This is a genomic window from Mycobacterium gordonae, assembly GCF_002101675.1.
Classification (GTDB): domain Bacteria; phylum Actinomycetota; class Actinomycetes; order Mycobacteriales; family Mycobacteriaceae; genus Mycobacterium; species Mycobacterium gordonae.
Genome location: NZ_LQOY01000089.1, coordinates 1 through 26,626, shown reverse-complemented (window position 1 = coordinate 26,626; position 26,626 = coordinate 1). Strand labels below are relative to the sequence as shown.

The following is a 26,626-nucleotide window of genomic DNA, read 5'->3' as shown; positions in this document are numbered from 1 at the left end:
TCTTTCGTTGTGGGTGCAGTGGCGAGACTACCTACTGGTACCCCGCGGTGCCGGTCGGCGAATCATGGCCAAAGATGAGGACGTGTCCAACGGCTTCGACGTGCGCGGACGGCTACTGCGGGACGGTGAGCTCGCCCCCTGGCTGGCGGAGAACAGCCTGGGGAACCGGTTCGGCCTGGCGGTCGTGGGCAGTGACGAAGGACATCGGTCCAAAGCCGTTGCACTGGCGATTGTTGCTGCCGACGGCGACGGCCGCTATCTCGACATCGCGACGCTCACCGACGACGACGAAGCGGCCCTGGCCTCGTGGCTCGCCGATCCCGGGCCCCCAAAAGCGGTGCACGAGGGCAAGTCGACGCTGCATGCCCTAACGAATTGCGGCTGGACGCTGCGCGGCGTCACCTCCGACACCGCTCTGGCGGCGCACGTGGTGCGTCCCGGGCGCCGAAGTCCCGCGCTCAACGAACTGCTGATCGACCACATGCGGTGCGCGCTGCCCGACGAAGCCCTTGAGCTGAACCTGTTTTCGTCACCTCCCGGCGAGCGGGCCGTGCGCGCACTGATCCTGCGGGCCTGCGCGGTGCTCGATCTGGCCGACGTGCTGGACGAGGAGTTGGCGCGCATCGACTCCTCGTCGTTGTTATGGCGAGTGGAGTTGCCGGCGCAGCGGGTGCTGGCCGGGCTGGAAATCGCCGGCATCGCCGTGCATCCCGGCGTCCCCGACGGTCGTATCCATCCCACCTACCGCCAGGCCACCTCCCCCACCGGGGCCGTGTCGTCGTCCCAGCCGAACCTGCGCGGCCTGCGGGCCCGGTTCGTGGCCGGCGAAGGTTACGGCGGACTGCTGACCGCACGCTACGACGCCCTGGAGACGCGGTTGCTGGCACACCTGTCGGGAGACACCGGGCTCGTCGACCCGCATCCGGCGGAGCCCTCCCGGTCCGTGTTGCGGGCGCTCGCCTACGGGTGGACGGCCGAGGAGCTGGCGGCCGTGCTGAAAACCTCGCCTGGTGACGCAAAACACCTTGTCCTGCAGTACCTTTCCGAAACATTGCTCGATCAGCTGACCGGTGCGATCGCCGCTGCCCGGGAGCTGGGTTATGCCGCGACGTTGTCGGGCCGGCGTCGCTACCTACGCGACTTGAACAGCTCCGACCCTGCGGCGCGGCGCGCCGCCGAACGCGCGGTGTGTGTGATGGCGCTGCAGGGTGGGGTGGCCGACATCGTCAAAACCGCGATGATCACCACCAATCAGGCGATCACGGCCGCGGGGCTCGCCTCGCGCATGGTGGCGCAGATCGATGACCGGCTGGTGTTCGAGGTGGCTGCCGGTGAGCGCGATGCCGTAGCGGAATACGTCCGCGACCAGATGGCTGGCGCCTATCAGCTCGATGCTCCGCTCGCCGTTTCGGTCGCGGACTAACTCCCCTCACCTTCAACCTATACCGGACCGGGGGGCTTGCGGCAAGACCCGGGTCATGCCGCAAAATCGCTGAGCCAAGCGAGAACTCAGCGACACGGGGGTAAGTATGAGATCCGAGCATGCGGTCGTCATCGTCGGTGCCGGCCCGACCGGGCTGCTGCTGTCAGCCGAATTGGCTTTGTCCGGAATCGATGTCGTGATCGTCGAACGCCGCGTGGACCAGGCCCTGATCGGCGCACGCGCGGGCGGCCTGCATTCACGCACCATCGAGATTCTCGATCAGCGCGGGGTCGCCGACCGCTTCATCCGGGCGGGCGACGTGACCCAGTTGGCCGGATTCGCGCAGATCCGGCTGGACATCAGCGACGTCCCCTCCCGGCATCCGTACGGAGTTGCGTTGTGGCAGAGCCGCATCGAGCAGCTGCTGGCCGACTGGACCGAGGAACTGGCGGTGCCGATCTTGCGCGGACACCAAGTGCGCAGCGTGGTCGGCGACGACACCGGCGTGGCTGTGGAGCTTGCGGACGGGCATCTGGTGCGGGCCGAATACGTGGTGGGCTGCGACGGCGGGCGCAGCGCGATCCGCAAGGGGGCCGGCATCGCGTTCGAGGGCTGGGAACCGACGGCGAGCTACCTACTCGCCGAGGCCGAAATCAGCGCTGACACAGGTCGGGAACCGGCATGGGGCATCCGCCACGACGCCCTCGGGGTGCACGCCCTCAGCAGGACTGGTGACGTTGGTCCGGTACGGGTCATGGTGACCGAGCGGAACCTCGGACCGGCAGCGGAACCCACCCTGGACGACCTGAGCCGGGCGATGATCGACGTCTACCAGACGGACTACGGAATCCACAGTCCCGCTTGGATTTCCCGCTTCACCGACGCGGCCCGCCAAGCCGCGGCGTATCGAAGGGGTCGGGTGTTGCTGGCCGGCGACGCGGCGCACGTGCATCACCCGATCGGCGGGCAGGGCCTCAATACCGGGATGCAGGATGCGGTGAATCTGGGCTGGAAACTTGCCGCGGTGGTCAACCGGACGGCGCCGGATCGTCTCCTGGACACCTACCACGCCGAACGGCACCCGGTCGCCGCGCGCGTGTTGCGCAACGCGATGGCTCAGATGACGCTGCTGCGCGCGGACGATCGCACCACGGCCTTGCGGGAGACCACCGCAGAGCTACTGAGCATGGACGAGCCGCGGAAACGCTACGGCGCCATGATGTCTGGCCTGGACATCAGGTATGACCTCGGCGAAGGTCACCCGCTGCTGGGTCGACGGATGCCCGACCTCGACCTGGCCGGGGGCCGAGCCTATGAACTGCTGCATCAGGCCAGGCCGGTGCTGCTGAACTTCGGCCGACCCGGGAGCGTCGACATCGCCGGCTGGGCCGACCGGGTACGGGTGGCGGACGTCGAATACGCCGGGAAGTGGGAACTTCCAGTGCTGGGCCCGGTGGCCGCCCCCGGCGCCGTGCTGATCCGCCCCGACGGGCACGTCGCGTGGGCGGGGGACGCCCCGTACGACGGCCTTGCCGATGCGCTCACCACCTGGTTCGGTCCGCCCACTGCTGGCCCGGGAATGGACCGGACGGGTGGACGTGTTCAACTGGGTTATGGCTGAAAACGTTGAGCTGAGCCCCACGGACTGGGTTCGCGAGCAGACGGAGCGAATCCTGCGGCAGGGCACCACCGACGGGGTCGAGATTTTCGACAAGCCTGTAGTGCTGCTGACCATGACCGGCGCCAAATCCGGCAAGAAGCGATACGTGCCCCTGATGCGCGTCGAACACGACGGCCGCTACGCCATCGTCGCGTCCAAGGGCGGCGCGCCCGAGCACCCGTCCTGGTACTTCAACGTCAAGGCGAACCCCGGGCTGACCGTGCAGGATGGCGAGAAGGTCCACAACCTCACCGCACGCGAACTCGAGGGCGCCGAGCGCGAGGAGTGGTGGCGGCGCGCCGTCGAGGCCTACCCGCCGTACGCCGAATACCAGACGAAAACGACCAGGCAGATCCCGGTCTTCGTGCTGGAGTGAGCTTCGTCCTGCAGTGATTGGAGCGACGGTGCCGGTTTCGCGCCTCTCGGCAAGTGGTCGCTCGAAGCGACGATTCTGGTGTGGTACCCGGGGGAAGTATCCGGCACCGTCGAAATCTGTAACGACGTGAGGCCGCCCGGATATTCCGGTTGGCTCTGAGCGCGGCACCTGTTCTAATAACCCCCATCGTCAGCGTCCGTCCACGAGGGATTCCACTGCCGCGGCTGCCCCAGGTGCCCGCGCTGGCCCCGGTCGCCCAGCTGCCGGACGGCGTCGTCGTCGACCTCCCCGGCCGGGGCAGCACCTACGTGCTCGACTCAGGTCCCAGCGACGGGCCGACGTACATCCTGCTGCACTCCCTGGCCTGCACCGGTCTGATGACGTGGTATCCGGCGCTGGACGTGGTGCGGCAATTCGGCCGGGTGGTGATCTTCGATCAGCGGTGTCACGGCCAGGGGATCTCGCCGCCCCGCATGCTGTTCGAGGACTGCGCGGACGACGTCGCCGCCCTGGCGGACGTACTCGACATCCCCAGCTTTGTGCCCGTCGGGTACTCGATGGGCTCGCTGATCGCCCAATTGGTGTGGCGGCGCCACCGCGAGCGGGTCGACGGATTGGTGCTGTGCGCCGCCACCGCGGCCGTGAGCCGGGCCCGCTATGAGCGCGTCGCCACCGGGCTGTTCGCGGCCCTCATCGAAACCCTCACCCCGGCGCCACGCCGCGGCGGACCGGCGGCGGCAGCGCCGTCGGGGCGCTTCGCCGACTACCAGTGGGTCCTCGGCCAGGCTCGCGCCACGTCGCCGGGCGGCATCACCCGCGCGATCGCCGAAGTGGTCCGATTCGACTCGAGTAGCTGGGTCGGCGACATCGACGTCCCGACCGCCGTCGTGGTGACGATGAAGGACCGCGCCTTCGGTGTGCAGCGGCAGAAGTGGCTGGCTGAGCGCATTCCGGACGCCGAGATGGTTCCGGTCGACGCCGGCCACGCCGGGTGCACGCTGCAGCCGGCCGCGTTCGTTCCGGGGCTCGCGAGGGCGATCGAATCGGTCCACCACCGACTTGCGGAACCCCAGCGGGCCACCCGGGCGGCCAAATAGGGAAGGCGGGCCGGTGAAGCGACTCAGCGGTTGGGATGTGTTCATGCTGGCCAGCGAGACGCCCAATGTCCACCAGCACACCCTGAAGGTGGCGGTCGTGGACACCTCCGGCTTCGAGGGCGTAGCGAGCTTCGAGAGGTTCCGTGAGGTGTTCCGCGCCCGGCTGCCGGTGCTCGAGCCGATGCACTACCAGCTGGTGCGGACACCGTGGCATCTGCACCGCCCGGTCTGGTACGAGGACGCCGAACTCGACCTGGACTATCACCTGCAGCGGGTCGAGGTTCCCGCGCCCGGTGGACGACGGGAACTCGACGCTGTCATCGGCCGCATCGCCAGCACCCCGCTGGACCGCAGCCGCCCGCTGTGGCAGTTCTATTTCGCCGAGGGGCTCACCGGCCAGCGCATTGCGGTGATCGGCAAGATCCATCATGTGCTGGCCGACGGCGTCGCCTCGGCGAACCTGATGGCGCGCACCCTGCAGTGGTCCGACGCCACGGACGAGCAGGCCGGCGGCGCGTTCGCTCCGCCGCGCGTGCGGGACGTGATGCGGTTCGCGGCACATGACCACGTGGCCCGGGTCCGTACGCTGCCGTCGGCGGTGCGCGACGGAGTCGTCGGCGCCTTCCGACTGCAGCGCCGCGCGCGGCAGCGGCTGTCGCATCCCGATCTGGCGGACCGGTTCGACCCGCCGCCCACCTTCCTCAACCACAAGCTGTCGCCGGGACGCACCTTCGCCAGTGCTGTGCTGCCATTGGCGCAGGTCAAAGCGGTCAGTAAGAAGCTCGAAGTCACGATCAACGATCTGGTGCTGACCGTTGCGGCGGGCGCGCTACGGCGGCTGTTGCTGAGCTACGGCGAAGCCACCGAGCGGCCGCTGATCGCCTCGATTCCCACTGCCACCGACACCTCGCCGGACCGGATCGCCGGCAATGCGCTGGCCACCATGCTGGTCTCGCTGCCCGTACACATCAGCGATCCGATGCAGCGGCTGGACCTGATCCGTACCTCCACGCGCATCGCCAAGGAAGACCACCAGCTGCTGGGGCCGACGCTGGTGGGCCGCTGGCTGGAGTTCATCCCGCCGACGATCACCCGCGCGACGTTCGGGTGGATGTCGCGGCGCGAGGCGCCCAACCAGCTGTTCAACGTGATCGTCTCCAACGTTCCCGGTCCGCGCGAGCGGGGTCAGATCGCCGGGGCGGTGGTGACCGACTTCTACTCCGTGGGACCGCTTGCCGCTGGCGCGGCGCTCAACATCACGGTCTGGAGCTACGTCGACCAGCTGAGCGTCTCGGTGCTGGCCGATGACACGACGCTGAAGGACACCCACGAGGTGACCGACGCGTTCGTCGCCGAGTTCGCCGAGTTGTGTCAGCGAACGGACGGGAAAACCGATATTTCCGCGGCGCCGACGGGTTAGCCGGGACCAACCGAAATAAAGGTCCGATATTTGCGCCGCGGTTTACCGCGGCTGGGCTTCGGGTAATTCCGAGTGCGAAGACCTGATTCGCAAACCGTCTGCATTCGGCGGCCTGAAACCGCTGGAAGAGGTACCCAGGATGAGCGCCAAGCACCGCATGAGCGAGTCGCCGAAGCGAGACCGAAGGAGTCCTTTCACCGGTGTATTTGGCAAGGTGTGGAGCATCGCTTTCGGTTCCATGATTGTGGCCGCGGCATTAGCCGCGTTACTGGTGAATGCGGCCGGGCCGGGGCACCCGCCGCCGCCACCCGTCGACCAGCACATCAGCCAGCAAGGGACGCTGATCGCGGTGTCGGAGGAGTCGGTCACCGCACGCAGCCAGGACGGCATCATCCGCACCTATCTGGTCACCCCACAGACCGCCGTCATCACCAGGACCGGAAGCCAGTTCGCGGTGAACGACGAAGTGGACATCATCGGAACCATCCGCAACGGCACCGCCCTCGCAACCGCGGTAGCCCACCGCGAGCTGGGCAATGGAGACGGGCCGCCGATGGATTACGTTGCGGTCCAACCGGTCAACGGCGTACTGGGCACCGACTGAGTGGTGACTTCTGGTTGCCCGAAACGGATGGAATTCGGGCCGTGTGGTGGTGTGCGTCCCGACGGGCAGTGTGAAATGCGTTCCGGCGCTTGTGCATTCGTTGACTTCGTGCCCTGGTCGGGGCCGTTGGTGGTGGACCGGCCGGCGGCGGCGGCCCCGCTGGTGCTGACCGACTTCAGTTGCACGCCCTTCGATCGGGATGACGTCGCGGCCACCGCAGCCGTGCTGGCGCCCTCCTGTGACGCCGTCCTGGTCGGCGAACACCAGAACAGGCCGGACTTTCCGCCCACGCTGATGGGATCGCTACTGCTGGACGCGGGCGTGACGCCGTGGATCACGTTGTCGTGCCGGGATCGCAACCGGGTCGTTCTGGAGCAGGAACTCCGGGGTCTGCGCACCATCGGCGTCGACACCGTGCTCTGCGTGACCGGGGACGGGCGCGGCTATGACGTGCGACCGGACGTCACGCAGACCTTCGACCTGGACGGGCTGCGGCTGGTGTCGCTGGCCGCATCGCTCGGGGTGCTTCCTGCGGCACCGGAGACGCCCACGGCTCCACCCATCGCTGCCAGACCCGCCCGGCTGGTGGAGAAACAGCGGGCCGGTGCGGCGCTGGCGGTTCTCAACCATGTGCCGTTACCCGACATGATCGCGGATTTCATGAAAAGCGCTCGGGCGCAGGGCTTGTCGATACCGGTGATCGCAGCGGTAGCCGTCTTCACCGACAGCGTGTCGGCGGCCGTGCTGAAGGGCTTGCCCGGCCTCGAACTGGATCCGGCCGTGACGGAGCGCGTCCTGGGCGCGGCGGATCCGATTGCGGCAGGGATCTCGGCCGCTGTCGAGGAAGCGCGGGCTCTGCTGTCAATCGAGGGCGTGGCAGGTGTGAACGTATCGGGGCTGGGCTCTGCTTCGGGTGCTCGCGTCGGCGCCGAGATCAAGGCGGAGGTAGGCCGGCTCATTCGGGAGGGGGTGTCGTCGTGACCGAGGCGATGCAGGCGGAGTTCGACACGGTCGCGGAGTGGACCGCGCAGGTCGCCGCCGATCTCGGCCCGGACTATCACGTGCCGGCGGGCTGCCGGGGCAGTGGTAGCCCCGCGGCGCTGGACTGGCTCATCGAGCGGATGGAAATAGGCAGCGGTGCAACGTTTTTGGACTGCGGAGCGGGCGTCGGCGGACCGGCCGCGTATGCGGCGCAACGTCGAGAGCTGCGGCCGGTACTCGTTGAGCCGGAGGCGGGCGCGTGTCGCGCCGCCAAGAGGCTGTTCGGGCATCCGGTGTTGCAGGCGGTGGGGTCGAAACTGCCGTTGGCGGAGGCGAGCTGTGACGCTGCGTGGTCACTCGGAGTCTTGTGCACCACTCCGGATCAGCTTGCGCTGCTTGCCGAATTGCACCGCACGGTGCGCCGCGGCGGTCGAATCGGATTGCTCGCCTTCGTGGCCCACCGGGAGTTGCCGAACGATGAGCTCGAGGCGAACCACTTTCCGACGCCTGACCGGTTGCGGCAATTGGTGGACCAGTCCGGGCTGCATGTCAAGGAGTGGCTGAGAACCGCTGAGCTGCCGTCGATTCCACAGGAATGGAACGAGCGGATGGATGCCGTGACGGATGGGCTGACCCGGCGGCACGGACATACCGAGGCCTGGCAGCTGGCCGAGCGGCAGAGCTCACGGATCGGGAGACTGCTCGAAGACGGGACGCTGACCGGGGAGTTGTTGGTGTTGGGTCACGCGTGAGCGCGCTGGCCGGCAGTCCGACATAATCTGATCGACAACGGTATCTTCGACACACGCAAGACACCCCTCACCACCGCAGCCGAATCGATCAGGAGTTGACCCGTGAGCGTCAATCCGTTTGACGACGAGAATGGCAGCTTCTTCGTCTTGATCAACGACGAAGAGCAGCACAGCCTATGGCCGACCTTCGCCGACGTCCCCGACGGCTGGCGGGTGGTCTTCGGCGAGGCACCACGAGCGGACTGCCTGGACTACATCGAACAGAACTGGCCCGATATCCGGCCCAAAAGTCTGCGTGACCGGCTCGCCGAGCAACGGGCGAACGATAACTAAGCGTCCTTTTCTTCCGGGTCCGGCGCCGCGGAGGTAGGTCGCCGTGAATGCCCCCAAGTGCGGAAGTGCGGTGCCGATATTGGCCGGCGGTCTTGCTGGCCAATAGGTGGCTTCGGAGGATCTGTTTGCCCAGCAATCACGCTGTGCACGTGACGGATTAAGGACTTTTGTCCCTTGTTCCCGGTAGCTGCGCCGTGCTGAAATGGCTCGGTTCCTATCTGCGGGGGCGGCAAGAAGATTAGAACGCGATAAGTGATGACCATTGACCACAAAGCCCGGCGCGATTTGTCGCGCCAGGGCTGTCTCGGAGCAGCTGCATGAAGTTGCTCAGAGCGGCGCGTGAGAAACCCGTCGTATGAGGATGGCGTCGGAATCGGCGCCGCGCAACACTATTCGCCGATACCGCACGTCGACTACGAGATCGACACAGCCCACCACGGCTGAGCCAGAAACACCTCAGTGTGGGGGCTGGTCATGTCATTACTAGTGGAGCGGGTTCGGCAGCTGGGGGCGCAGGTACCCGACGCTGCGGCCATCTCCTTCGTGAATGGTCAAGGTCGTGTGACTGACTCGATGAGTCGCGCGGGTGTGGTGACCGAGATGGTTGAGGTGGCCGAGTTTCTGCGGCGGCGTTGTGGTCTGGCCCCTGGTGATCGGGCGTTGCTGGTGTATCCGCCTGGTTTGGACTTCGTGCGCAGCTTGCTGGGGTGCATGGCCGCGGGGGTGATCGCGGTGCCGGTATATCCGCCGGATCCGTTCAATCCACAGAGGTCTATCGACGGCTTCCGGCGGGTGGTGGCGGACTGTGGTGCCAAAGCGGTGCTGACGAGTCGGCGCTATGCCGGTGCTCGCCGGTTGGGCGCGGCTAAATCGTTGGTGACCGCAAACCCGGTGGCGTGGCCCGCCGATCTTTCCTGGCATGTGACCTCGCGGGCTGGCCGCTTGCGTTCGGGCTCCTCTGCTGAGGTGGCGCCCGATTGGGCCCCCGGCCCCGATACGCCGGCTCTTCTGCAGTACACGTCGGGTTCGACCGCAAGTCCCAAAGGTGTGGTGATCACTCATGGCAACGTCGCCCACCAGCTTGATTTCAACCGCAGGCTGCTGGGATTGGGCCTTGAAGCCCGGGCCGTGTTCTGGGTGCCGCCGTATCACGACTTCGGACTGATCAGCGCCATCCTGAGCTCGTTGGCAGGCAACGCGGAGTTGACGCTGATGTCACCGTTGAGCTTTCTGCAGCGGCCAGCTCTGTGGTTTGAAGTCATGGACCGGGTGCGCGCGACCCACACCGCTGCCCCCAACTTCGGTTATGAGTTGGCGGTGCGCAAAACCACCGCTGAGCAGCGCGCCGGGTGGGATCTGAGCTCGCTGCAGGTGGTGATGAGCGCGGCTGAACCGGTGCGCGCGGACACCACCAGCCACTTCCTGGATGCATTCGCGATAAGTGGATTGCGACCGGAGACCTTCTGCCCGGCGTACGGTCTTGCCGAACACACCGTTGGGGTAACGGTGTTTGGCCGCTCGAGTATGCGGGTGGGCCGCAACCTGCTCGAAACCCAGCGGATCGCTGTGCCCGACGGCGGTCCCGTTTCGCAGGTGCTGATGGGTTGTGGCAAACCGACTGATGACATCGATGTGCGCATCGTGGACCCCGTGTCCTGTGTGGAACTGGGTGATGGTCGGGTCGGCGAGATCTGGGTGGACTCGCCGAGTAAGGCCGCCGGTTACTGGGGGGCTCCCGAGGCGAGCCGGGCCACCTTCCAAGCTCGGTTGGCTGGGGTAGACGGTGGCCGCGGGTATCTAAGGACCGGGGATCTGGGGTTCCTGCGCGACGGTGAGCTGTATGTGTGCGGCCGGATCAAGGATCTGCTGATCGTGGCCGGCCGCAACATCCACCCGCAAGATATCGAAGGCAGCCTGCGTGATTGCCATCCCGCGATCAGGGCGGGTGGGATCGCGGCCTTCGCGGTCGAAGAAGGCGCCGGGGAAGCGGTGGCGGTCCTGGTGGAGGTGCGACCGGATGCTTCCCCGGAGGTGTTGCGGGATGTGCTCAAGGCAGTGCGGGCGGCGGTATTAAAAGACCATCAATTGCATTGTGCGGTAGTGGTTTTGGGCCCGCCCGGCAGCGTGAGCAAAACCACCAGCGGCAAGGTGCAGCGGTCCCGATGCCGCGCCCGGTTGATTGACGGCAGTCTGGAAGCCCAGGCGTTGTTGGTGGATCGCTGCACTCGTGAAGAACTCGGGACCGATTCGCAGGAGGCGGCCGGCGCGCCGGATGTGTCGGTCGGAGGCGGTGAGACGCGCCGGGCCGACGAATTGCTTGTCACGGTGCGTGAACAGGTGGCCGCGGTCCTGGGGGTCCGCGCCGGCCTGGTCGAGGTTGACCAGCCGTTGGGGGACCAGGGTCTGAGCTCGCTCGGGGTCAGCGAGTTGGCCGCACGGCTGACCCGGGAGGTGGGCCGTGAGGTGTTCGCGGTGGAGGTTTTCGACCATCCCACGGTTGCGGGATTGGCCAGGATGCTCGCCACCGGTGGTGGAGTTGCCCCGCGCCGTACCGGGCCCGTCGATGCGCACGAGCCGATCGCGATCGTCTCGATGGCGTGCCGCACCCCGGGCGGGATAACAGATCCCGAGGGCTTTTGGACCCTGCTCGATCAGGGCCGCGATGGTATCGGCGGGTTCCCCCAGCGTTGGGATGTCGGGGACCTTTACGATCCTGATCCCGACGCGATAGGCAAGACCTACGCCCGCGAGGGCGGTTTCTTGGCTGACGTGGAGTCGTTTGACGCGCAGTTCTTCGGCATCTCAGCGCGTGAGGCCACCGCGATGGAGCCCCAGCAGCGGTTGGTGTTGGAGCTGGCCTGGGAGGTGTTGGAACGTGCCGGCCTGCCCCCGGACGGGCTGGAGGGATCGGCCACCGGGGTGTATTTGGGGGCACAGTCCAGCGATTACGGCCTGGACGGTACTGCGTTGCGGGATCTGGACGGCTACCGCTTGACCGGGCGAACCACCAGTGTGCTTTCGGGGCGGGTGGCGTATGCGTTGGGTCTGCAGGGTCCGGCCATGACGGTGGACACGGCGTGTTCGTCGTCGCTGGTGGCCGTGCACCTGGCGGCGTCGGCGTTGCGTCAGGGTGAGTGCGATCTGGCGTTGGCCGGGGGTGTGCAGGTGATGTGCACCCCGGCAATGTTCGTGGAGTTCAGCCGGCTGCGCGGGGTGGCCCCTGATGGGCGGTGTAAAGCTTTCTCGGCCGCTGCCGATGGCGCGGGCTGGTCAGAAGGTGCCGGGCTGGTGGTGCTCAAACGGCTCTGCGATGCCCAGCGTGACGGGGACCGGGTGTTGGCGTTGATCTGCGGGTCGGCGGTCAACCAGGACGGGCGCGGTCTGGGGTTGACCGCACCCAACGGATCCAGCCAGCAGCGTGTCGTCCGCGCAGCTTTGCAGGCCAGCGGGTTGGCGCCCGACGATATCGACGCGGTCGAGGCCCACGGCACCGGTACCGCGTTGGGTGATCCGATCGAGGCCGGCGCGCTCGCGCAGGTGTTCGGGCCGACCCGGGACGATGAGCGTCCGTTGTGGCTGGGTTCGTCAAAATCCAACATCGGTCACACCCAGGCCGCCGCCGGGGTGCTGGGTGTCATCAAGATGGTGCTGGCTCTGCAACACGAGCGCCTGCCGCAAACCCTTCATGCGGAAATGCCCAGCGAGCACATCGATTGGGACGCCGGCGGGCTCGCCCTGTTGCAGCACTCTCAGCCCTGGCCACACGACCGGGCGCACCTGCGTCGTGCGGGGGTGTCCAGTTTCGGCATTTCAGGCACCAACGCCCATCTGATCTTGCAGGAAGCCCCCCCGCCACCGGCGCCGGCTGTGGTGGATAGTCCGGCAGCGGAATCGGTGCCGCGGTTCTGGCCGGTCTCGGCGCGTAGCGCTGCCGCGTTGGCCGCTCAGGCCGATCGGCTTTACCAGCATGTGAGCGCGCACCCGGAGCTCGATCTGACTGATCTGGCCTACAGCTTGGCCACCACCCGCACTCATCATCCGCATCGGGGTGTGATCAGCGTGGCCGGCGCCGGCGTTGACCCACGCGCGGAGCTGTTGGCGGGTTTGGCCGGGCTGCGTGACCAGCGCCCTCACCGGGGTGTCAGCCGTCATCATCTGGTATCCCAGGCCGACAAGATCGTGTTCGTCTTCCCGGGCCAGGGCGGCCAGTACCCGGCCATGGCGGCCGGCCTCTACCACCAGCACCCCGTGTTCGCCCGTGCGGTGGATGAGTGTGATCAGGCGCTGCAACCGTGGACCGGCTGGTCGGTGCGTGATGTCATCTGCCAGCACGGCGACGCTGCCTCCTTGGAGCGGGTGGACGTGGTCCAGCCGGTGCTGTTTGCGGTGATGGTTGCGCTCGCCGAAGTGCTGGCGAGCTACGGGATTGAGCCTGATGCGGTCGTCGGGCATTCCCAGGGTGAGATCGCTGCCGCGTATGTGGCGGGGGCGCTTCCGCTGGAACGGGCCGCTCAGGTGGTGGCGCTGCGTAGTCGCGCGTTGACGCACCTGGCCGGTGTGGGGGCGATGGCGTCGGTACTGCTACCCGCGGAGCAGCTGCGGTCGCGATTGCGCGGCTGGGGCGGCGAGGTAGGTATTGCCGCGGTCAACGGCCCCGCCCACGCCGTAGTGAGCGGCGATGTCGCCGCGGTGACGCGGTTCATCGAGGTCTGTGACCGTGACGGTATCCAGGTCCGCTTGATCGCGGTGAATTACGCGTCCCACTCCCCTCAGGTTGAAGCGCTGCGTGACCAGCTCCTGCACGAGCTGGCCGGCCTTGCGCCGCAGCCCGCCCGCATACCGCTGTATTCCACGGTGCAAGGCGTCGTATCGGGTGAGCCGTTGGACACCGCCACGATGAACGCCGACTACTGGTACGCCAACCTGCGCGAGCCGGTCCTTTTCCACGACAGTGTGCTGGCGCTGCTCAGCCGCGGTGAGCACACGTTCGTCGAGCTGGCGGCGCACCCGGTGCTGGCTCCGGCGATCACCGACACCCTGGCCGGTGTGCCGGGGCGCTCCGGCTCAGCCGTCGTCGCCACGTTGCACCGTGACCGGCCCGATATGGACAGCCTCGGTGCGGCATTGTCCGGGTTGCACCTCTATGGGCACAGCCCGTCCTGGCAGCGTCTTTACCCAGACGCCAACGCTGTCGCCTTGCCGACTTATCCGTTCGAGCGTCGTCGTTATTGGCTGGCCCCCACCGCGGCTGTCGACGTCAGCGCCGCGGGGTTGGGTGCCGTTGAGCATCCGTTGTTGGGTGCGGTCACCGAGCTGGCCGGTCAAAACCAGGTCATGATCAGTGGCAGGTTGTCGTGCAGCGCGCAGGGCTGGCTGGCCGGCCGCAAGGTCAACGACACCGTGGAGTTTCCAGCGGCTGGCCTGATCGATCTGGTGTTGGCTGCCGGCGTGCTGGCCGGCTGTGTGGTCATCCAGGAATTGGTGGTGCACAGTGCGCTGCGGCTTTCCGAGCAGGCGCACACCGATGTGCAGATCCTGGTTCAACCCGCCGACCCTGATGGGCGGCGGGCCTTTGAGGTGCACGCCCGAGCCGGAGGGCAGCGGCCTCCGTCGGGGTGGACGTTGCATGCCGGCGGTGTGTTGAGCGCGCAGCAGCCCGTGGCGCCGACCGCGCCCCCGCGTGCGGCTGTGGAGGCCATCGACCCCGACGGTTTCTATGCGCGGTTGGCCGCTGACGGTTTGGACTGCGGAGGGCTGTTCCGATCGGTGCGCGGTGTCGGGTGTGACCCCGCCCGACCGGATGTGGTGTGCGCCGAGGTGGAACTGCCCGCCGGCACCGACGTGGACGGCTACGGGATCCACCCGGCGTTGCTGGATGCCGCGTTGCAGCCGTTGGGGGTATTTGACCGCGCCGGTGCGGATGCCCGGCCGGCGGGGTTGCGGGTTCCGTTGGCGTTCGCCGGGGTGAAGTTGTTCGCGACGGCGGCCACCCGGTTGTATGTGCAACTCGAGCGCACCGGCGTGGATCGTTACCGGCTACAGGCGGTGGACCCGGCGGGGGCGGCGGTGATCAGCATCGATTCGCTCAGTGTTCGTGATTCGCCGGTTGCGGTCGCTGAGCCCGCGGCGACGGGCGCTCCGGACGGGGGCTTGTTGGAGCTGTCCTGGCCGGCGTTGCCGAAGAACACCTTCGGGCCGCCGAATGGCACGCCCGTCGCCCCGGGGTGGGTTGTGCTCGGCGACGAGCGTGATCAGCTCCCGGCAGTGTTGCACCACCACCGGCTCTATGCCGATGTGACCCACCCCGATCTAGGTCAGGCCGACGGAGTGGTGTGGGTTTTGGCGGTGGGTGATCCGTCCAGTGACGTGCTGCCTGAGGTGCACGCGCTGACTCGCAGCGCCTTGGCCGGTTTGCAGGGTTGGCTGGAGCGTGCAGACACCGTGCGTACGCCGTTGGTGATCCTGACCCATCGGGCTGTGCAGGTCGGCGTCGATGACGAAGCGCCGGATCTGACTCATGCCGCGCTGTGGGCGTTGGTCCATAGCGCCCAAAACGAGCATCCGGGCCGTATCACCCTGGTCGACATCGACGACAGTCCTGCCTCCGGCGAGGTCTTGTCGGCGGTTTTGTCGCAGCGCTTGGATGGTGAATCCCAGTTGGCCGTGCGCCGTGGCGTGGCCCATGTTCCCCGCGTGGTCCGCACCTCGGCGTCGCCGGCTCCGCCGACGGTGTTCGACCCCGAAGGCACGGTGCTGGTCACCGGGGGCACCGGGATGTTGGGCGGGATTTTCGCCGAGCATCTGATCACCCGGTACGGCGTGCGTCATCTGCTGTTGGTCTCACGGCGCGGGCCGGCGGCGCCGGGTGCGGGGGAACTGCGGGAGCGGCTGATCCGGCTGGGCGCCCAGGTCGGCATCGCTGCCTGTGATGTGACCGATCCCGCCGAGGTCAGCGCGTTGCGGGCGGCTATCCCGGCCGAGCATCCACTGCGTGCGGTCATCCACACCGCCGCGCGGCTTGATGACGCCCTGGTCAGCGACATGACGGGTGCGCAACTGGACGCGGTGTTGGCCGCCAAAGCTGACAGCGCCTGGCATCTGCACCGCCTTACCGCCGAGCTGGACCTCGATGCGTTCATCGTGTTCTCCTCGGTTGCGGGAGTTCTGGGGGGGCCCGGTCAAGCCAATTACGCCGCCGCTAACGCTTTCCTGGACGCGCTGGCGCAGCTGCGTAACCACCATCAGCTCCCGGCCACCAGCTTGGCCTGGGGCTACTGGGAGACCGCCTCGACGATGACGGCGGAGGTGGGCTCGATCGAGCGGGCCCGCTTCGCCCGTACCGGTATGACCCCGATCAGCACCAGCGATGGCCTGGCACTCTTCGATGCCGCGCTGAACTGCCGGCAGCCCGCCCTGATCACGGCCCCGATCAGCGCGCCGGCGTTGGCCCGGCTAGCACGCACCAATGCGTTGCCCGCGATCATGTCCGCCTTGACGACCGCCCTTCGCCACGCCGCCAGCGCCGGACCCGACAACCTGACCGCCCGGCTGGCCGGTTTGACGCCCGAACAACAACACGCCACGTTGACCGCCCTGGTCACCCACACCAGCGCCACTGTGTTGGCCTACCCCGACCCGGATGCCCTCGATCCCGACCGGCCGTTCAAAGACCTCGGTATCGATTCGTTGACCGCCCTAGAACTGCGCAACAGCTTGTCGGCGCAAACCGGGCTGACGCTGCCGGTCACCTCGGTCCTGGACCAGGCGACTCCAGCCGGGCTGGCTGCGTATCTCACCGAGTTGCTCACGGCCGCAGCGGCACGACCCGCGTACCAACCAAGCGAGACCGCCGGGGCCACGGGTAGACGTTTCCCGCTGACCCGGCCGCAGCTCGATGTCTGGTTTGCTCACGAGACGAGCACCATGGTTGCGGAGTGGCAGGCCGGCCTGTTCGTGGTCATCGAAGGCATGGTCGACGCCGAAGCGCTCAACGTGGCGATCCGGCGCGCCATGCAGGATGCCGAACCCATGCGGGTCGCTGTCCTCCAGGACCAGAGTCGCATTGTTCAGCAGGTAATGGATTACCCGACCGTCGAGACGGAATTCCACGACCTCCGCCACGAACAGCATCCGGTGCAGGAAGCCCATCGCATCGCAGCGGAAATACAAGAGACACCAATGCCGCTCACGGGCCCATTATTCAAATTCGCATTCATGCGGACCCGGGTCGACGAATTCTATCTGTTTCTATGCGGCCATCACATGGTGATGGACGGATATAGCATGGGGCTTCTTATCGATCGGATCGCAACCGTCTATTCCGCTGTGGTTCGCGGCGCAGCTATCCCGCCCACGCCTTTTGGTTCGTTGCAGGACATGGTCGAGTGCGAACACGACTATGAGGCGTCCGACGACTACCTGCAGGATCGGGATTACTGGACTGAAAACCTGCCCCGGGAGAACACGTCGCAATCTGTGTTGCCACCGACTTCCACCCGGCAGGTGTGGGCAGCTGCTTTGCCGGTGCAACTCGATCCGGTCGTCGTGGCGAGGATCCGAGAGGTATCTGGCGCGTCGGGCCTCAGTCAGCAGTCGCTCATCACCGCGGCGTGCGCGCTGTTGGTTCAGCGGTGGTACGCGACCGGGTCGGAGATAGTGATCGACTTTCCGGTCAGCAGGCGGGTAAGTCCGGAATCACATACGTTCGCCGGAATGGTGGCGGGCTGGGTACCGCTGGTGTTGCAGGCATCGCCGGAATCGAGCGTTGCCGGTTTCTGGGAGCATGTTGATCAACGGGTACGAGAAGCGATACGGCATCAGAGGTTTCCGGTGCACGCCTTGGAAGGAGGGGCCGGTCTTCGCGCTACCACGCAGGCACATAACCGAGCGTGGGTTAATTTCATTCCGTTTACGACCCCTGCGCCTTTTCACAATGCCACGGTATCGACGGCGTACAGTAGCCGTGCCGTTTCGGGACGTTTCAACTTTGTCTTCGCCAGGGCCGGCGGCCGGCTTTTTTTCAGCACCGAAGGCCACGGGCCATTGTCGGTTTTCGGGGTCGCCGATTTAGCCAGGCGGTTGGAAAGTCTGGTGATGGCGATGACCGCCGACCCGAGCCGGCGGCTGTCGTCGATCGATGTGCTGGACGCGCCCGAGCACGCTCGTCTGGATGGGTGGGGTAACCGGGCGGTGTTGGCGGGGCGGGCCCCGACGCCGTTGGTATCGGTTCCGGCGTTGTTTACCGCGCAGGTGGCGAGGACCCCGGATGCGGTCGCGGTGACCTTCGAGGGTCGGTCGATGAGCTACCGCGAGGTGGAGCAGGCGGCCAACCGTCTGGCGCACCTGTTGGCCGATCACGGCGCTGGCCCGGGGCAGTATGTGGGGCTGCTGTTGGAGCGCTCCGCGCCGGCGATCGTGGCGATTCTGGCGGTGCTCAAAACCGGGGCGGCCTACCTACCGATCGACCCGAGCCTGCCCGACGCCCGAATCGAGTTCATGCTCACCGATGCCGCGCCGCTCGTCGCGCTCTCCACCGGCGGGTTGTGCTCACGGCTAGACGGCTGCCGCCTGGCCGTGATCGACGTCGCGGACCCCCGCATCCGGGCCTGCCCCGATACGAGCCTGCCGGGGCCGGCCCCTGATGACATCGCCTACCTCATCTACACCTCCGGCACCACCGGTGTGCCGAAGGGAGTAGCGATCACCCACCACAACATCACCCAGCTGCTGGCGTCACTGCAGGCACGGCTGCCGGCGGCGGGGGTGTGGACGCAGACGCACTCCTATGCCTTCGACTTCTCGGTGTGGGAAATCTTCGGTGCGCTGCTGCAGGGCGGTCGGCTGGTAGTGGTTCCCGATGAGGTGGCCCGCTCACCGCAAGACATTTCCGAGCTGCTGGTCACCGAAGAGGTCAGTGTCTTGAGCCAGACACCCTCGGCGTTCTATGCGCTGCAAACAGCCCTGCAAACCAGCGGAGCGCTATCACCCGACCTGGGACAGCAACTGAAGCTGCAGGCTGTGGTGTTTGGCGGGGAAGCACTGCAACCACAGCGTCTTCGCACGTGGTTGCATAACCACCCGGGACTGCCACGCCTGATCAACATGTACGGCATCACCGAGACGACGGTGCACGCTTCGTTCCGGGAGATCGTCGCCGGCGACGCCGACGGCACTGCCAGCCCGATCGGGGTCCCGTTGGCGCATTTGGGCATTTTTGTGCTGGATGGGTGGTTGCGCCCCATGCCTGCGGGGGTGGTCGGGGAAGTGTATGTGTCCGGCGCCGGGCTGGGTGTCGGCTATTGGCGTCGGGCCGGCTTGACCGCGTCGCGGTTTGTGGCCTGTCCCTTCACGGAGCCTGGGTCGCCGGAAGCGCGGATGTATCGCACCGGGGATCTGGCGTGGTGGGGCGCCGACGGGCAGCTGTTCTACGCGGGGCGCGCCGATGAGCAGGTCAAGATCCGCGGCTACCGCATCGAGTGCGGGGAGGTCCGCGCGGCGCTGGCCGAGCTGGATGGGGTGGAGACCGCGGTGGTGGTTGCCCGTGAGGACCGGCCGGGGGATAAGCGGCTGGTGGGCTATGTCACCGAGACGGCCCCCGGGACCGCGGAGCCGGCGGCCATTCGCGCCGCGCTGGCCGAGCGCCTGCCGCGCTACATGGTGCCCGCGGCGGTGGTGGTGTTGGATGCGCTGCCGCTGACGGTCAACGGCAAACTCGATACCCGCGCCCTGCCGGCGCCCGAATACCAAGGTGTTGAGCGGTATCGTGCCCCGGCCGGCTCCGTCGAGGAGCTCCTGGCCGGCATCTACGCCCAGGTGCTTGGTGTGCAGAGAGTCGGGGTCGACGACTCGTTTTTTGAGTTGGGCGGCGACAGCATCTCGTCGATGCAGGTGGTGGCGCGGGCTCGAATGGCCGGTTTGGTGTTGAGGCCGCGTGATGTTTTCGTCGAGCAGACGGTTGCGGGGCTGGCTCGGGTGGCCGGGGTGGCCGACGGCGAGGTCGGCCCGGTCGACGAGGGTGTCGGACCGGTGGTGGCGACCCCCATCATGTGTTGGCTGCGCGGTATGCAGGGCCCAGTGGAGCAGTTCAACCAGACGATGGTGGTGCAGGCTCCCGACGGGGTCAGCGAGGCCGACGTGGTGGTGGTGTTGCAGGCCTTGTTGGATCGGCATGCCATGTTGCGGCTTCGCGTCGAGCCAGGCATCGGGCTCGGCGCCAGCGACTGGTCGTTGACGGTTCCCGAGGCCGGCTCGGTGCAAGCGCGCCGGTGCCTCCACGCGGTGGACGCGTTGTCCGAGGCGGCGCTGGTAACGGCTCAGTCGCGGTTGGACCCGGCAGCCGGGGTGATGCTCAGCGCGCTGTGGGTGCCCGAGAGCGGTCAGCTGGCGTTGATCATTCACCATCTGGCCGTCGACACGGTGTCGTGGCACATCCTGCTCGAGGATCTCAACATCGCCTGGGCCCAGCACCACAGCGGGCAGCCGATAGCCCTGCCGGCAGTGGGAACGTCGTTTGCCCGGTGGGCGTCGCTATTAGCAGAACACGCACACACAGCGGACGTGGTGGCCCAGGCCGAGGCCTGGCGACAGGTGACGGCGACGCCGGCTGCGCTGCCGGCGGTCCAACCTGCGGTGGATACGCTGGCCACTGCCGGGCACTTGTCGATGTCGCTGGATGCAGAGACCACCCGGATGCTGCTCGGGGAGGTGCCCGCGGCGTTTCATGCCGGGGTGCAGGACATCTTGTTGATCGCGCTCGGGTTGGCGGTGGCAGAGTTTTGGGGCACCGGCGGCGCGGCGATCGGCATCGACGTCGAGGGTCACGGGCGCCACGAGGAATTGGCTCCCGATGTGGACCTGTCCCGCACGGTGGGATGGTTCACCACCAAATACCCGGTGGCGTTGACCGTCGGTGGGGTGAGCTGGGCGCACGTGACCGCCGGGCACGCGGCGGTGGGGGCGGTAGTCAAGGACGCCAAAGAGCAGCTGCGCGCACTGCCCGATCCCTTGAGCTACGGCGTGCTGCGCTACCTGAACGACGATGTTGACCTGGCCGGGCCCGATCCGCCGGTCGGGTTCAACTATCTGGGGCGGCTGGGCGCGGCCGCCGACCTTTCCGACGGTTTGTGGCGGGTCAGCTGGGAGAGCCTGTCGCTGATCGGCGCGGCCTCGGACATACCCACGCCGCTGGCGCACACCGTGGAGCTCAACGCCGCCACCGTGGAGACCGAGACGGGCCCGCAACTTCACGCCGACTGGACGTGGGCGCCGTCGGCCGTTGATCACACCAAGGTGAGCCAGTTGGGCCGGTTGTGGTTTGAGGCCCTGGCCGGTATCTGCGCGCATGTGCGCGGTGGCGGAGGTGGGTTGACGCCGTCGGATGTCGCGCTCACCGACCTGAGCCAGCAACAGATTCAGGAACTCGAGCGGCAATATGCGGATAGCTGACGTTTTGCCGTTGACCCCCCTGCAGCAGGGGCTGCTGTTTCATACCAGCACCGCGCAGGCCGGCGAAGATGTGTATGCGGTGCAGTTCGACGTCGCCGTGACCGGTCCGTTGGACCCGGACCGGTTGTGCGAGGCGGTGCGCACGGTGGTGAACCGGCATCCGAACCTGGCGGCGCGATTCAGCGCGAAGTTCGACAAGCCGGTGCAGATCATTCCGGCCGATCCGGTGGCGCCCTGGCACTACGTCGAGCTGGACCCCGCAGACTCCGACGTCGATATCGACGAGCAGGTCCAGCGGGTATGTGCTGCCGAACGCGCCGCGGTCTGCGATCTGGCCGATCAGCCGGCGTTTCGGGTGGCGTTGATCCGCACCGCACCGGATCGGCACCGGTTTGTGCTGACGAATCACCACATCGTGATGGATGGCTGGTCGACGCCGATCCTGCTGCGCGAAATCTTCGCCAGCTATTACGGGCAGCGGTTGCCTGCGGCCGGGTCATATCGCAGCTTTGTGACCTGGCTGGCCGATCGGGACCTTGACGGCGCTCGCGCGGCCTGGCGGGCGGTGTTCGCCGGCTTCGAGTCTCCGACATTGGTGGGTCCGCCACGCCGGTTGCGCCTGGGGCGGCGCGGCGTCGCATCGCACCGGATGACTGCGCAAACCACGTGTGCCGTTACCGAGCTGGCCCGCGCGCACCACACCACCGTCAGCACCGTGCTGCACGGCGCCTTCGCGCAGCTTTTGTGCTCGCTGACCGGCCACCACGATGTCGCGTTCGGCACCACGGTCTCTGGTCGGCCAGCCGAGCTGGCCGGTGCGGATTCGATGGTGGGACTGTTGATCAACACCGTGCCGGTGCGGGCAACCATCACGCCGGCCACCACCACGGCCGACCTGTTGAGCCAGCTGCAGTGCGCCCACAACGACACCCTCGAGCACCAGCACCTGGCGTTGAGCGAGATCCACCGCGCCACCGGTCACGAACAACTCTTCGACACCTTGTTCGTCTACGAGAACTACCCGATCGACACCAGCGCGTTGGCGGCCCCCGGCGGATTGGCCGTCTCCGGATTCACCATTCGCGAACACAACCACTACCCGCTGACGGTGCTGGCCGCACCGGGCCACGAGCTGGGCCTGCGCGCCGAATTCGACGACGACGTGTTCGATGTCGAAATCATCGAGGCGCTGCTCGAGCGGTTGGAGCGGGTGGTGGTGGCGATGACCGCCGATCCCGGCCGGCCGCTGTCCTCGATTCATCTGCTCGACGCACCCGAGCACGCCCGCCTGGATGGGTGGGGTAACCGGGCGGTGCTGAGCGTGCCCGCGCCCGCGGCGGTGTCGATTCCGGTGCTGTTTGCCGCGCAGGTCGCGCGGACCCCGGAGGCGGTGGCGGTGAGCTTCGAAGGCCACTCGATGAGCTACCGGGAGCTGGATGAAGCCTCTAACCGGTTGGCGCACTTGCTGGTTGACGTTGGTGTGGGGCCAGGGGATGTGGTGGCGCTGTTGTCCGAGCGGTCGGCACAGGCGGTCGTGGCGATCACAGCGGTGCTCAAGGCCCGGGCGGCTTATCTGCCGATCGATGCGGGGTTGCCGGCGGCGCGGATCGGGTTCATGATCGCCGACGCCGCCCCGGTCGCCGCGATCGCCACCGCTGGGTTGGCCCAGCGGCTGGCCGGTTGCGACGTGCCCGTGATCGAGGTCGCGGATCCTCGCACCGACGCCTTCCCGCACAGGGCCCTGCCGGCCCCGGCCGCCGAGGACGTGGCCTACCTGATCTACACCTCGGGCACCACCGGGGTGCCCAAGGGGGTGGCCATCACCCACGGCAACGTGACCCAGTTGCTGGAGTCGTTGCACGTCGACGTCGAGCGGGCGGGGGCGTGGTCGCAGTGGCATTCCTATGCGTTTGACGCCTCGGTGTGGGAGATCTTCGGTGCGCTGTTGGGTGGGGGGCGCCTGGTGGTGGTGCCCGAAAAGGTGACCCGCTCACCGCAGGACTTCCACGCTTTACTGGTCGCCGAACAGGTCAGCGTCTTGAGCCAGACCCCGTCTGCGGTAGGGGCGCTGTGGCCTGAGGGGTTGGGGCCGGCGGCGCTGGTGATGGGTTCTGAGTTCTGCCCGGCCGAGGTAGTGGATCGGTGGGCACCGGGACGGGTGATGGTCAACACCTACGGCCCGACCGAGACGACCATGTGGGCGGCGGTCAGTACGCCGTTGGTGGCGGGTTCGGGGGTGCCGCCGATCGGCTCGCCGATCTCAGGAGCGGCGTTTTTTGTGCTGGACGGGTGGTTGCGGCCGGTACCGGTCGGCGTGGTCGGTGAACTGTATGTGGCTGGTGCCGGGGTGGGTGTGGGGTACCTGGGCCGGGCGGGGTTAACGGCGTCGCGGTTTGTGGCGTGTCCGTTCGGCGGGCCAGGAGCGCCGGCAACACGCATGTACCGCACCGGAGATTTGGTGTGCTGGGGTGCCGACGGGCAGTTGCGCTACGTCGGGCGCGCCGACGAGCAGGTCAAGATCCGCGGGTATCGCATCGAACTCGGCGAGGTGCGCGCGGCGCTGGCCGGGCTGGATGGGGTGGAGACCGCGGTGGTGGTTGCCCGCGAGGACCACCCCGGCGATAGGCGCCTCGTGGGCTATGTCACCGAGACGGCCCCCGGGACCGCGGAACCGGCCGCGCTGCGCGCCGCGCTCACCGAGCGGCTCCCGGCCCATATGGTTCCGGCGGCGCTGGTGGTGCTCGCTGCGCTGCCGCTGACAGCCAACGGCAAACTCGACACCCGCGCCCTGCCGGCACCGGACTACGCCGCTGCCGATCGTTACCGCGCCCCGGTCGCTCCCGTCGAGGAAATCCTGGCCGGCATCTACGCCAGGGTGCTGGGGGTGCAGCGCGTGGGGGTCGATGACTCGTTTTTCGACCTGGGTGGGGATTCGCTGTCGGCGATGCGTCTGATCGCCGCGGTCAACACCAGCTTTCACGGCGGCCTTTCGGTGCGCGCGGTGTTTGAGTCGCCCACGGTGGCCCAGTTGGCCGCCCGCGTCGGCGAGGGCGGGGGCGGGCTGGCGCCGTTGGCGCCAGCCCAGCGGCCGGCGGTGGTGCCGTTGTCGTTTGCCCAGCAGCGTTTGTGGTTTCTTGACCAGTTGCAAGGCCCCTCGCCGGTGTACAACATGGCGGCGGCGCTGCGGCTTCGCGGCCGGTTGGATGTCGAGGCGCTGCGTGTCGCGCTAGCCGATGTCGTGGCCCGCCAGGAAAGCCTGCGCACGCTCTTCCCTGCGCCCGGGGGAACACCGCAGCAGCTGGTGGTGCCCGCCGAACGGGCCGAATTCGGCTGGGACGTCGTCGATGCCGCCGGCTGGACGGTAGACCGGTTGCGTGAGGCCATCGGCGCGGTGGCGGGTCACCGGTTCGATCTGGCCGCCGAGATCCCTTTGCAGGCGCGGCTTTTCCGCCTCGGCGACGAGGAGCACGTGCTGGTGGCCGTGGCCCACCATATCGCCGCCGACGGGTGGTCACTGACCTCGCTGCTACGCGATCTGAGCATCGCCTATGGCGCCCGATGTGCGGGGCGGACCCCGGGCTGGGCCGAACTGCCGGTGCAGTATGTCGACTACACGCTGTGGCAGCGTGCGCAGTTCGGCGATCTGGCCGATCCCCACAGCCCGATTGCTGCGCAGCTGGCCTACTGGGAGCAGGCCTTGGCCGGGATGCCCGAGCGGCTGACACTTCCTACTGATCGGCCTTATCCGCCGGTGGCCGATTACCGCGGCGCCAGCGTGGCGGTCGAATGGCCGGCGCATTTGCAGCAGCAGGTGGCTCGGGTGGCCCGGGAACACGATGCGACCAGTTTCATGCTGGTCCAGGCCGCCCTGGCCGTGCTGCTGGCGAAGCTCAGCGCCAGCGACGATGTGGCGGTCGGGTTCCCGATCGCTGGGCGGCGCGACCCGGCGCTTGATGAGTTGGTCGGATTTTTCGTCAACACCTTGGTGTTGCGGGTGAATCTGGCCGGTGATCTCACCGTCGCCGAGTTGCTGGCACAGGTGCGCCAGCGCAGCCTGGCCGCCTACGAACACCAAGACGTGCCCTTTGAGGTGCTCGTCGAGCGGCTCAACCCCACCCGAAGCTTGACCCACCACCCGTTGATCCAGGTGATGCTGGGTTGGCAGAACTTCGGCGGCCAAATTGACCAGCCTGGCGCCGAGCAAACCCTCACGGGTTTGGACATCACACCCCTGCCCGTGGATACCCACGCCGCGCGCATGGATCTGGCGTTCTCTTTGGCCGAACGTTTCACCGAGGCCGGCGAGCCCGCCGGAATCGGGGGGGCGGCCGAGTTTCGCACCGATGTGTTTGATGCGGCCAGCATTGAGGCGCTGCTGGAGCGGTTAGAGCGGGTGGTGGTGGCGATGACCGCTGATCCCGGGCGGGTGTTGTCGTCGATTGATCTTCTCGACGCACCCGAGCACGCCTGCCTGGATGGGTGGGGCCACCGCGCGGTGCTGAGCACACCCGCTCCGGCGGTGTCGATCCCGACCGCGTTGGCCGCCCAGGTAGCGCGCACCCCCGAGGCGGTGGCGGTCAGCTTCGAAGGTAGGTCGATGACCTATCGGGAGCTGGACGAGGCGGCGAACCGGGTGGCGCACCTGCTGATTGACCACGGTGTGGGCCCGGGGGATGTGGTGGCGCTGCTGCTGGAGCGTTCGGCGCAGGCGATCGTGGCGATCATCGCGGTGCTCAAAACCGGGGCGGCCTACCTGCCCGTCGACGCGGGGATGCCGTCGGCGCGGATCGGGTTCCTGCTCGATGACGCCGCACCGGTGGCCGCGATCACCACGGCGAGCCTTCGGTCGCGCCTGGACGGGCACAACCTGACGGTCATCGATGTTGAGGATCCCCGCATCGACACCTGCCCGCACACGGGCCTGCCGGCCCCGGCCGCCGACAATATCGCCTATCTGATCTATACCTCGGGCACCACGGGAATCCCCAAAGGCGTTGCGATCACCCAACACAACGTCACCGCAATGATGGGCGCCCGCTATGCGAATCTGCCGCCGGTGGGGACGTGGACGCAGTGTCATTCCTATGGTTTCGACTTCTCGGTCCACGAGATATGGGGTCCACTGCTCAGTGGTGGGCGGCTGGTGGTGGTGCCCGAAGAGGTGGCCAGCTCGCCGCAGGACTTTCGCCGAGTGCTGGTCGCCGAACAGGTCAGCGTGCTCACCCAGACCACGTCAGCATTAGCGGTTTCCTCGCCGCAAGGGTTGGACTCGGTGACGACGCTGGTGTTCGGGGGTGAGGCCTGTCCGGGTGAGGTGGTGGATCGGTGGGCTCCGGGGCGGGTGATGCTCAACCAATACGGTCCGACCGAGACCACGGTGTATGCGGCGGTGAGTGCGCCATTGGTAGCGGGATCGGGGGTCGCTCCGATCGGGTCACCGGTGGCGGGGGCGGCGTTGTTCGTGCTGGACGGGTGGTTGCGTCCGGTGCCGGCGGGAGTGGTGGGGGAGTTGTATGTGGCCGGCGCGGGGGTGGGT

At 67.4% G+C, this 26,626-nt stretch carries 11 protein-coding genes and 1 pseudogene; all 12 read left to right on the top strand.

Annotated elements, in window-relative coordinates; translation table 11 throughout:
- Positions 1-61: 61 nt before the first annotated feature.
- Positions 62-706 (top strand): annotated as a pseudogene (locus AWC08_RS39860) (DNA polymerase I); the annotation flags it as partial.
- Positions 704-1,423, top strand: a complete 720-nt coding sequence (locus AWC08_RS39855; protein ID WP_473234619.1) for a DNA polymerase — start codon at positions 704-706, stop codon at positions 1,421-1,423. The pseudogene AWC08_RS39860 and the gene AWC08_RS39855, both read left to right, overlap by 3 nt.
- A 106-nt stretch (positions 1,424-1,529) precedes the next feature.
- A complete protein-coding gene (locus AWC08_RS14935) occupies positions 1,530-3,044 on the top strand; it encodes an FAD-dependent monooxygenase (RefSeq protein WP_069433179.1) in 1,515 nt (504 codons plus the stop codon).
- Complete coding sequence (locus AWC08_RS14930) at positions 3,037-3,459, top strand: nitroreductase family deazaflavin-dependent oxidoreductase (RefSeq protein WP_065134795.1); 423 nt, start codon at positions 3,037-3,039, stop codon at positions 3,457-3,459. Before AWC08_RS14935 ends, AWC08_RS14930 begins: the two co-directional genes overlap by 8 nt.
- A 233-nt stretch (positions 3,460-3,692) precedes the next feature.
- Positions 3,693-4,556, top strand: coding sequence for an alpha/beta fold hydrolase (locus tag AWC08_RS14925; protein WP_232007789.1), 864 nt, complete (start codon positions 3,693-3,695; stop codon positions 4,554-4,556).
- A 13-nt stretch (positions 4,557-4,569) separates the two neighbouring features.
- A complete protein-coding gene (locus tag AWC08_RS14920; protein WP_083271069.1) occupies positions 4,570-5,976 on the top strand; it encodes a WS/DGAT/MGAT family O-acyltransferase in 1,407 nt (468 codons plus the stop codon).
- 139 nt (positions 5,977-6,115) lie between these two features.
- The gene (locus AWC08_RS14915; RefSeq protein WP_069433178.1) at positions 6,116-6,580 is read left to right on the top strand and encodes a hypothetical protein; all 465 of its coding nucleotides are present in this window, start codon (positions 6,116-6,118) and stop codon (positions 6,578-6,580) included.
- Positions 6,581-6,607: 27 nt separating this feature from the next.
- Positions 6,608-7,561, top strand: a complete 954-nt coding sequence (locus tag AWC08_RS14910; RefSeq protein WP_232007788.1) for a methylenetetrahydrofolate reductase — start codon at positions 6,608-6,610, stop codon at positions 7,559-7,561.
- The gene (locus AWC08_RS14905) at positions 7,558-8,313 is read left to right on the top strand and encodes a class I SAM-dependent methyltransferase (protein WP_232007787.1); all 756 of its coding nucleotides are present in this window, start codon (positions 7,558-7,560) and stop codon (positions 8,311-8,313) included. Before AWC08_RS14910 ends, AWC08_RS14905 begins: the two co-directional genes overlap by 4 nt.
- Positions 8,314-8,415: 102 nt before the next feature.
- Positions 8,416-8,646, top strand: a complete 231-nt coding sequence (locus tag AWC08_RS14900) for an MbtH family protein (RefSeq protein ID WP_065135893.1) — start codon at positions 8,416-8,418, stop codon at positions 8,644-8,646.
- A 474-nt stretch (positions 8,647-9,120) separates the two neighbouring features.
- Positions 9,121-21,090 carry a non-ribosomal peptide synthetase/type I polyketide synthase gene (locus tag AWC08_RS39635; protein ID WP_197521988.1) on the top strand — a complete coding sequence of 3,990 codons (11,970 nt, stop codon included), beginning with the start codon at positions 9,121-9,123 and terminating at the stop codon, positions 21,088-21,090.
- 10 nt (positions 21,091-21,100) lie between these two features.
- Positions 21,101-26,626: amino acid adenylation domain-containing protein (locus tag AWC08_RS39630; RefSeq protein ID WP_419196911.1), on the top strand; the 5,526-nt coding region annotated here is incomplete at its 3' end.

Bases quoted from the DNA above. Each gene is read 5' to 3' on its own strand.
- AWC08_RS14910 (WP_232007788.1), top strand. From the start codon at position 6,608: ATGGAATTCGGGCCGTGTGGTGGTGTGCGTCCCGACGGGCAGTGTGAA.
- AWC08_RS14935 (WP_069433179.1), top strand. From the start codon at position 1,530: ATGAGATCCGAGCATGCGGTCGTCATCGTCGGTGCCGGCCCGACCGGG.
- AWC08_RS14930 (WP_065134795.1), top strand. From the start codon at position 3,037: ATGGCTGAAAACGTTGAGCTGAGCCCCACGGACTGGGTTCGCGAGCAG.
- AWC08_RS14915 (WP_069433178.1), top strand. From the start codon at position 6,116: ATGAGCGCCAAGCACCGCATGAGCGAGTCGCCGAAGCGAGACCGAAGG.
- AWC08_RS39635 (WP_197521988.1), top strand. From the start codon at position 9,121: ATGTCATTACTAGTGGAGCGGGTTCGGCAGCTGGGGGCGCAGGTACCC.